Annotated in this window: 7 protein-coding genes; 4 read left to right on the plus strand and 3 right to left on the minus strand. The window is 36.6% G+C overall.

The genetic code is table 11. From position 1 onward, the window contains the following. The first annotated feature begins 131 nt into the window (after positions 1-131). The 4 genes from acs to DK858_RS12945 all read left to right on the plus strand — a co-directional run bounded on the left by acs (position 132) and on the right by DK858_RS12945 (position 6,232). Positions 132-2,090: an acetate--CoA ligase gene (gene acs, locus DK858_RS12930; protein ID WP_109397769.1), complete on the plus strand. Its 1,959-nt coding sequence runs from the start codon at positions 132-134 to the stop codon at positions 2,088-2,090. A gap of 159 nt (positions 2,091-2,249) precedes the next feature. Further along, on the plus strand, positions 2,250-2,561 hold the full coding sequence (locus tag DK858_RS12935) for a DUF485 domain-containing protein (RefSeq protein WP_006534371.1): 312 nt from the start codon (positions 2,250-2,252) through the stop codon (positions 2,559-2,561). Next, positions 2,558-4,213, plus strand: a complete 1,656-nt coding sequence (locus DK858_RS12940; RefSeq protein WP_109397770.1) for a cation acetate symporter — start codon at positions 2,558-2,560, stop codon at positions 4,211-4,213. The genes DK858_RS12935 and DK858_RS12940 overlap by 4 nt, the downstream gene beginning before the upstream one ends. A gap of 435 nt (positions 4,214-4,648) precedes the next feature. After that, the gene (locus DK858_RS12945) at positions 4,649-6,232 is read left to right on the plus strand and encodes a phosphoethanolamine transferase (RefSeq protein WP_109397771.1); all 1,584 of its coding nucleotides are present in this window, start codon (positions 4,649-4,651) and stop codon (positions 6,230-6,232) included. 24 nt (positions 6,233-6,256) lie between these two features. Here the strand turns inward: DK858_RS12945 and DK858_RS12950 are convergent, their stop codons facing one another. Genes DK858_RS12950 through DK858_RS12960 form a run of 3 tightly spaced genes read right to left on the minus strand, consistent with a single transcriptional unit; the run spans position 6,257 to position 9,096 of the window. Beyond that, positions 6,257-6,946, minus strand: a complete 690-nt coding sequence (locus DK858_RS12950; protein WP_109397772.1) for a LutC/YkgG family protein — start codon at positions 6,944-6,946, stop codon at positions 6,257-6,259. A gap of 3 nt (positions 6,947-6,949) precedes the next feature. After that, on the minus strand, positions 6,950-8,368 hold the full coding sequence (locus DK858_RS12955) for a LutB/LldF family L-lactate oxidation iron-sulfur protein (RefSeq protein ID WP_109397773.1): 1,419 nt from the start codon (positions 8,366-8,368) through the stop codon (positions 6,950-6,952). Further along, complete coding sequence (locus tag DK858_RS12960) at positions 8,359-9,096, minus strand: (Fe-S)-binding protein (protein ID WP_109397774.1); 738 nt, start codon at positions 9,094-9,096, stop codon at positions 8,359-8,361. Before DK858_RS12960 ends, DK858_RS12955 begins: the two co-directional genes overlap by 10 nt. Between the last annotated feature and the right edge of the window lie 325 nt (positions 9,097-9,421).

Below are 9,421 nucleotides of genomic sequence, written 5' to 3' on the forward strand. Positions count from 1 at the left end.
CTATTTGAACATTCCATGAAAAGCATTTCCATTAATTCGTGATCTTCTGCGCAAAAAAGAAACAATCTTTATTTACCCTCTTTTGTTAACGACTTTTTGACATAGTATTAACAACAGTGAGGAGAACTATTATGACAAAAATAAACCAACATCATATTCCTGCAAACATTGCAGAACACACCCTGATCAATAAAGAGCAATACCAAAAAGATTATGAATTATCCATCAAAAACCCTGAGGCCTTTTGGGCAGATAAAGGGAAAATCATTGACTGGATAAAACCATATACTGTGGTAAAAAATACATCTTTTGACCCAGGCCATGTACGCATTCGCTGGTTTGAAGATGGTCAGCTAAATATCAGTCAGAACTGTCTTGATCGCCATCTTAAAACACGAGGTGATCAAGTTGCCATTATTTGGGAAGGTGACTCACCTAATGAGTCAAAAAAAATCACTTACCGACAACTTCACCACGATGTTTGCCAATTCGCCAACGTATTAAAAAACTTAGGTATTAAAAAAGGCGATGTTGTGGCGATTTATATGCCTATGGTGCCAGAAGCCGCAGTCGCTATGCTTGCTTGTACTCGTATTGGTGCTATCCATTCTGTTATTTTTGGTGGTTTCTCCCCTGAAGCGGTTGCAGGCCGGATCATAGACTCAAAAGCTAAATTAGTCATTACAGCTGATGAAGGATTACGAGCGGGTCGCGCTATCCCTTTAAAGAAAAATGTTGATGATGCTTTAAATCATGCTGATATCCCTCTTATTAATCATGTAGTGGTATTTCGCCGCACAGGGCATACCGAACAATGGATTGAAGGACGTGATGTTTGGTGGGATGAAATCATCCAAGGTGTCAGTGCAGAATGTGAAGTCGAAGTTATGGATGCAGAAGATCCTCTCTTTATTCTGTATACATCAGGTTCAACAGGCAAACCTAAAGGTGTACTGCACACGACGGGGGGCTATCTCGTTTATGCTTCAATGACCTTTAAATACACCTTTGATTATCATGAAGGCGACATTTATTGGTGTACTGCTGATGTGGGTTGGGTAACAGGCCATAGCTACTTACTGTATGGCCCACTATCAAATGGCGCGACCACGGTTATGTTTGAAGGTGTTCCTAATTACCCATCTGTTAACCGTATGGCTCAAGTTGTTGATAAGCACCAAATCAATATTTTATATACTGCACCTACTGCAATCCGTGCATTAATGGCTGAAGGTGATAAAGCAATTGAAGGGACTCAACGTACTTCTCTGCGCATTCTAGGCTCTGTTGGTGAACCAATTAACCCAGAAGCATGGGAATGGTTCTATCAGAAAATGGGGCGTAGCCAATGTCCTATCGTTGATACATGGTGGCAAACAGAAACCGGTGGTTTCATGATAACGCCATTACCAGGAGCAATGGATCTAAAACCAGGCTCAGCAACACGCCCTTTCTTCGGCGTTCAGCCTGCAATTGTCGATAATATGGGAGAAGTACAGCAAGGGGCTTGTGAAGGTAACTTAGTGATTACTGATTCTTGGCCGGGTCAAGCAAGAACACTTTTTGGTGATCACGAACGTTTTGAACAAACTTACTTCTCAACCTTTAAAGGTATGTATTTCTCTGGTGATGGCGCTCGCCGAGATGAAGATGGCGACTATTGGATAACAGGACGTGTTGATGATGTCTTGAATATTTCAGGTCATCGTTTAGGAACAGCAGAGATTGAATCTGCTCTTGTTGCACATCCTAAAATTGCAGAAGCTGCAGTAGTGGGTATTCCTCACAATATTAAAGGGCAAGCCATTTATGCGTATGTCACTTTAAATCACGGTGAAGAACCAACCCCTGAACTTTATACTGAAGTTCGCAACTGGGTACGTAAAGAAATTGGACCAATAGCTACACCAGATATTCTACATTGGACAGATTCCCTACCCAAAACACGATCAGGGAAAATTATGCGCCGAATCTTGCGTAAAATTGCCTCTGGCGACACAACTAACCTCGGAGATACCTCAACACTCGCTGATCCGGGTGTTGTAGAGAAACTGTTAGAAGAAAAACAGTCTCTATCACTCACCGCTTAATACACAACAAAATAGCTGTCATTTAAAAAACGTAATACGACAAAGCAAAGACATGAAAATGTCTTTGCTAGGCGCTCTTACCTAAAAATCATGAAATGCAGGGGATTGAAGCCTCTAAATCAAGTGATAAACCAAACAATTATATAGAGGAGAACTCTGATGAATGCCAATATTTATCAAGAGATAGAAAACAACCCTCGCTTTAAAGAACTGGTTAATAAACGTAGTCGTTTTTCATGGACACTTTCAATAATTACGCTCGTTATGTATGTCTCGTTTATCTTACTTATTGCATTCTATCCACAGTGGTTAGGTACACCACTGTACGAAGGAAGCTACATTACACGAGGCATTCCTATTGGTATTGGCTTAATTATTGCCTCATTTCTATTAACAGGTATTTACGTAATCAAAGCTAATACTGAATTTGACAAACTTACCGCTGAAGTTATTGAAGAGGTAGAAAAATGAGAAAGTTATTTTATGCAATAAGCTTATTTTTCCTTTCTTCAACGGTGGCTTATGCTGCTGCAATAACAGAAGGAGGTGAGAAACAACCTATGAATATTCAGGCCATTATAATGTTCCTAATATTCGTAGGATTAACACTTTACATTACTTATTGGGCCTCTAAACGTACTCGCTCTCGTGCTGATTACTACACTGCTGGAGGAAAAATTACTGGCTTTCAAAATGGGATGGCAATTGCTGGTGACTTTATGTCTGCCGCATCCTTTTTAGGGATCTCCGCACTGGTTTATACTTCGGGTTATGATGGACTTATCTATTCAATTGGATTTCTGATTGGTTGGCCTATTATTCTTTTTATCATTGCTGAACGCTTGCGTAATTTAGGGCGTTATACCTTTGCAGATGTTGTCTCGTATCGCTTAAGCCCTAAACCTGTAAGAACACTCTCCGCGATTGGATCACTGGTTGTCGTTGCCCTTTATCTAATAGCACAAATGGTCGGTGCCGGAAAATTAATCGAACTCCTTTTCGGTTTAAACTACCATATTGCTGTTGTGCTCGTTGGTATTCTAATGGTGCTATATGTTTTATTTGGAGGCATGTTAGCCACCACCTGGGTTCAAATCATTAAAGCTATTTTATTACTTGCAGGTGCAAGCTTTATGGCTGTTATGGTTATGAAAGCTGCCGATTTCAATTTCAATACCTTATTTAAAGAAGCCGTTAGTGTTCACTCAAAAGGGTTCTCTATCATGAGCCCTGGTGGCTTGGTTTCTGATCCTATATCTGCTCTCTCTTTAGGTCTTGCTTTAATGTTTGGTACAGCGGGACTTCCTCATATCATCATGCGCTTCTTTACTGTTAGCGATGCAAAAGAAGCCCGTAAGAGTGTTTTCTATGCAACAGGTTTTATCGGTTATTTCTATATTCTTACTTTTATTATTGGTTTCGGCGCTATCTTACTCGTTAGCCCTAATCCTATGTTCAAAGATGCCGCTGGTGCTTTGATTGGCGGAACCAATATGGCGGCCGTTCACTTAGCAGATGCTGTTGGCGGTAATTTCTTCTTAGGCTTTATTTCAGCTGTTGCCTTCGCCACTATTTTAGCCGTTGTTGCGGGACTAACTTTAGCGGGCGCATCTGCGGTATCGCATGATCTCTACGCTAATGTAATTAAAAATGGTCATGCAGATGAAAGACAAGAGCTAAAAGTATCCAAAATTACTGTAGTTATCTTGGGTATCGTCGCTATCGGTTTAGGTATTTTATTTGAAAAGCAAAATATTGCCTTTATGGTAGGGCTAGCATTCTCAATTGCAGCAAGCTGTAACTTCCCAATCATATTGTTATCTATGTATTGGAAAGGGCTTACAACACGAGGAGCCGTGGCAGGAGGATGGTCTGGTTTATTAGTAGCTGTCACATTGATGATATTGGGGCCAACCATTTGGGTAAGTATTTTAGGTCATGAAAAACCAATCTACCCTTATGAATATCCAGCATTATTCTCAATCATTATTGCTTTTATTATCTCATGGCTTTTCTCTATTACAGATAAATCATCTTTAGGTGAGCAAGAAAAAGCAAAATTCCAAGCACAGTTTATACGTTCTCAAATTGGCTTGGGTATTGAGCAAGGTAAACAGCACTAACAGCCAGAAATAATGTAACCTTTCTTAATAAAAAGAGCCTCAAAGTGAATTCCAACTTTGGGGCTCTTCAATTCCAATCGTTTTTATCAATTATCATAAAAACCGTGCTCTTATTTCTATCATTTACTTATTTATAATATTTTTAAGCTTTAACTACATATCTATACGATTATTTATATAACTTATTATCATCTACTCTAGCAGTATAAAAAGAAAAATAAATTAATTTAAAATCAATTAATTATAAATAAAAAAGTAAACATAATTTATTTATAATATAACTTATTAATAAAGCCCAAAAGCCCAAAATAACCAGAAAGATGCATAATAATATCAATTTCAGACACACTTCAGACAAACAAGGCTTGTATTGTCAAAACGTAAATGATTAACTTTTTATTGTATATAAAAAGAGATGGTATTTTTAAATAGATTATGTCTTGGTTAACTCATTACGCACTTTTATTTTTCTTATCTATGGCACCTGCAACATTGGGTGGTTCAACGCTGTATATAGAACAAAAAATCTATATTGTTCTTATTGGCTGGCTACTTATGCTGATATGTAGTGGTATTTATCGCTACGTTTTTGGAAAAATAATAACCGTTGTTATTAGTGCGCTATGGTCTTTAAATCTTTCTATTTCTCTATTTTTCTATCGTGAACATGATATTGCCTTTTCATCATCCATTGCTGAAACTTTTATTAATACTAACAGTAGCGAAACTGTCGGTATGCTCTCTTATAATAAGTACTATGTCTTATTTTATATATGTGCTTTTGCCGTTTACTATTTTTTCATCCATAAAGCGGCTCAAGTCTCTGATCTAAAAACGACAAAAAAAAGTGTGACCGCTTTTGTTATATTAATCGCCATTATTCCATTTTATAAAAGCTTAGCATTAAGAAACGACAACAATAGTAAATTACTTGCAGAATATACTCTTCTGAATACACCTTTTTATAATGCAGCTGCACTTGTCCGAACCCTCCATGAAAATCGCAAAATTAGAAGAATTCCTTCTCAAAAAGTTGAGTTCCAATATAATAAAAATAGTGATAATACAGAAATTTACATCCTAATTATTGGAGAATCTGTTCGCAGAGATCATCTTGGAATTTATGGCTATCAGCACGATACAACACCTAATCTAATGAAAGAAAAGAGTCATCTTATTTTATTCAATCAAGTTTATTCTCCAGCACCAGTGACCATTCTTTCTGTACCCATTTCGCTCTCAAATATAGGATTAGAACAGTTACAAGATAAAAATCATTATGCTGATAATATTGTTTCTCTTGCCAATCATGCTGGATTTAAAACATATTGGCTAAGTAACCAAGGTGAAGGTAATCAAAAAACCAGTGTTATTTCTGTCATTGCTAATATGGCCCAAAATAAAAAGTGGAATGAATTTATCGGTTATGATGAAGAGCTACTTCCTTATTTAGATAGCGCGCTTAATGAATCATCTGCACAGAAAAAATTAATCATCTTACATACATATGGTAGCCATGAGCCGGCCTGTAATCGATTTCCAAATCAGTATCTAAAGAAATTCACACAAGAAGATGATGATAATTGCTATGACAGCTCTATCGCTTATACAGATAAATTAATTAATGGCATCATTGAAAAAGTTAAAGATAAACCTGCTTCTATTCTCTACTTTTCCGATCATGCTTTACAGCGTCTCGATAAAAATAGAGAGGTTCGTTATCATCATGGCGTAAATACACCACGTAAAGAAGCTTACGATATCCCGTTGTTTATTTGGTATAGCCCCTCAACCGTAAAACCAACCATTAGTAATGAGGTGTTAAACAAACCTTACTCAACAGCAAATAATTATTGGTTATTAAGTAGTTGGCTTGGTATAGAACATCATTCACCGAATAAATGCTATTCACCCTTAGCAGATTGTTATCAGCCAAGATCACCCATCATGGTCATTGATGGTAATAAAAATCTCTTAAAATATGATTTATTAAGTTCTGAAGAACAAGAGCCACAATAATATATGGCTCCTTATACATAATTATTAGCAATCTTCAATCACTATATAAATGGCATTTAAAGAGCCATGAACACCAACAACTTTAATTAATTCAATATCAGAGGTACAACTTGGTCCACTAATAATATTAATACAAGAAGGCATTCGGACATCTTTTATTGCTAGTTGATGAAGTTCTTCCGCTAATTGAGCAACTCTCGGTAAAATGGTACTCCTCTTAATAACAAAGAGCGTTGTTTCTGGGATCAAACTAACACTACGTCCTTTATCTGCTCCAGAAAATAAAACAACACCCCCCGATTCAGCAAGTCCATATTCAGCAAAAACAATCCCCACTTTAGCATTTTTTACATGCTCAATATTTTCTCCACCAACATGGTGATCCCACACACTAACATCACAATGTTCAGATAATAAATCAATAACACCACTTTCTTTTAAACGAGGATCACCCGTCAATATCACTGATGAACCATATTTATTACATAATGCAAGTAAGCACTGAGGTAAAGCTTCTTGTGTCGTTGTCTCATAATCGCTTCCGGCTAATTTAGCGGTATTAAGAAAATATTGATATCGTTCCTCTTCCGATAATTCAGTTAATCTTTCTTCCGGATATGTATTTATTGGCGTTGGTAATGAGTCTGGTATTGTTTTTAATGGTCTTCCTAACTGAGAAGCTAAATGAGATAGGAATGTGTTTTTATTATTCATCTCTTATTTCTCCTCTTTTTGATGTTTTTTAAACCAACTACGGAAACTTTCACCATCACCTTGTGGCAAGTTTCTTGCTTCAGTCCACTCTTTTAATGCGCCTATATTTAAAGGAGCTTTCCCCTCTTTAATAAACCACCTTGCAGCATGAGCCCCCCAATTCATACCAACTTTCCATAATGTTGGATGACGGTTCACATAGTTAAATATATTGGTGATCGTACGCTCTGTTGTTGGTGTGATTTTTTCTTTAACCATCACATTTCTATGTTTTTTAATTAAATTGGATAGTGGTATTTTTACCGGGCATACAGAATCACAAGCAGTACATAATGAACATACATAAGGAAGGTTTTTAAAATTCTTATAACCACCTAATAAAGGGGTTAAAACAGCACCAACTGGGCCTGGATAAATAGAGCCATATCCTTGTCCACCAATATGACGGTAAGCAGGGCAAGTATTCATACATGCACCACAACGAATACAACGCAAAATATCTTTAAATTCTGAGCCAATAATTTTTGAACGCCCATTATCAACAATAACAAGATGGAAATCTTCAGGGCCATCAACATTGTCTTTTTCTCTAGGCCCTGTAAGCCATGTGTTATAGCCCGTTAGACGTAATCCAACAGCACTGCGTGCTAACATGGTAATAAGAATATCCACCTCTTTAAATGTCGGTGCGATACGTTCCATACCCATCACTGCTATATGTGTTTTAGGCAATGTAGTACTTAAGCGAGCATTACCTTCATTAGTCACTAAACAAACCGAGCCCGTTTCTGCAACTGCAAAGTTACAACCCGTTACACCAATATCAGCAGTAAAAAAATCATCTCTAATAGTTTGACGAACAAAACGAGTCATTTCTTCTGGTGTATCAGAGCCGTTATATCCCAATTTATCATGGAATATTTGACGAATTTGTTCTCTATTTTTATGAATAGCAGGTACAACAACATGCGAAGGCGCATCTTTAGCTTGCTGGAGTATAAATTCAGCTAAATCGGTTTCAATAACTTTAATCCCAGCATTCTCTAATGCGGTATTCATACCGATTTCTTCAGTTACCATTGACTTAGCTTTAACAACTTTCTTTGCTTTTTTTTCTTTAGCTACACTAAGAATATATTGCGCTGCTTCTTCTTTTGTTTTAGCAAAGAAAACGTGCCCACCATGTTCTTCTACTTTTTCAGATAATTGACATAAATAAGCATCTAAGTTAGCAAGCACATGATCTCGAATTTGAGCCGCTCTATCTCTCCAATCCTCCCAATGTCCAAGATCATCAACCATTTTTTGCCGATTTTTACCAATAGTTTCTTGTGCATTAGCAACGGCTTTTTGCATGACTTCATCATGTACTTGGCGATCGATAAGCGCTTTAAAAGGAATCGTACTCGTTCTTAACGACATAATTCCTCCTCATGACTCATCAAGACTTGTGCAATATGTAATACTTTAACAGGGTGTCCTTCTCGCTCTAAACGACCGCCAATATTTAGAAGACAGCTAACATCCGCACCAATTAAATAATCAGGCTTAACATCCATAATATGGTGGACTTTTTCTTTTACCATTTCTCCTGAAATTTCGGCCATTTTGATTGAGAATGTCCCACCGAAACCACAGCAGGTTTCCATATCTTGAAAAGGTAATAATTCAAGACCTTTTACATGTTGTAATAATTTAATAGGTTCTTCTTTAACGCCCATTTTTCGAAATAGGCTACAAGATGGGTGATAAACAGCTTTACCTTTAAGACTTGCGCCGACATCAAGTACACCAAGCTGATTTACAATAAAAGAGGTTAAATCAAACATTCTGTTAGCTATTTTTTCAGCTCGTATAGCCCAATTAGGTTCATCAGCAAGATATTTGGAATAACCTTTAATTGCATAAGTACAAGATCCAGCAGGAGAAATAATGGGGTAATCATTAACTTCGAAGGTTTCAATGAATTTCTTCATTGCAGGTTTTGCATTCTCAATATAACCACTATTAATAGCAGGTTGGCCACAACAACCTTGTTTTTCAAGAAAATGAACCCGACAACCTAATTTTTCTAGCAGTAATACACTGTCTCTTGCCATATGGGATTTTAGAGCATCCCCAATACATGTGACATAGAAATTAACATCCATACATTTGCTCCTATTGCTTATTTATTACACAAAATAATTTACCAACCGCCATTTATTTATTGTTATATTTGTATGACAATTAATGTTGGCACAAAAATGATGTTAAATATATGTTTAATCCTATGTTTTTTTATAATTTGAATCGGTATATGAGAATTAATTTAGGTATATAGAAATAGGATGGAAATAAATTATTTTAAATAAAACAATTTATTAAAAAGAAATGAAGTAAAAAATTTAAAATAAAACCCCAAACGCAAAAAAGCCAACCCAGTGGGTTGGCTTTCTCGTCTTATTTAATGCCTGGCAGTTCCCTACTCTCACA

Origin of the sequence: Proteus faecis, assembly GCF_003144395.1 — a bacterium.
Taxonomy (GTDB): domain Bacteria; phylum Pseudomonadota; class Gammaproteobacteria; order Enterobacterales; family Enterobacteriaceae; genus Proteus; species Proteus faecis.

Bases quoted from the DNA above. Each gene is read 5' to 3' on its own strand.
- DK858_RS12935 (WP_006534371.1), top strand. From the start codon at position 2,250: ATGAATGCCAATATTTATCAAGAGATAGAAAACAACCCTCGCTTTAAA.
- DK858_RS12950 (WP_109397772.1), bottom strand. From the start codon at position 6,946: ATGAATAATAAAAACACATTCCTATCTCATTTAGCTTCTCAGTTAGGA.
- DK858_RS12945 (WP_109397771.1), top strand. From the start codon at position 4,649: ATGTCTTGGTTAACTCATTACGCACTTTTATTTTTCTTATCTATGGCA.
- acs (WP_109397769.1), top strand. From the start codon at position 132: ATGACAAAAATAAACCAACATCATATTCCTGCAAACATTGCAGAACAC.
- DK858_RS12955 (WP_109397773.1), bottom strand. From the start codon at position 8,368: ATGTCGTTAAGAACGAGTACGATTCCTTTTAAAGCGCTTATCGATCGC.
- DK858_RS12940 (WP_109397770.1), top strand. From the start codon at position 2,558: ATGAGAAAGTTATTTTATGCAATAAGCTTATTTTTCCTTTCTTCAACG.
- DK858_RS12960 (WP_109397774.1), bottom strand. From the start codon at position 9,096: ATGGATGTTAATTTCTATGTCACATGTATTGGGGATGCTCTAAAATCC.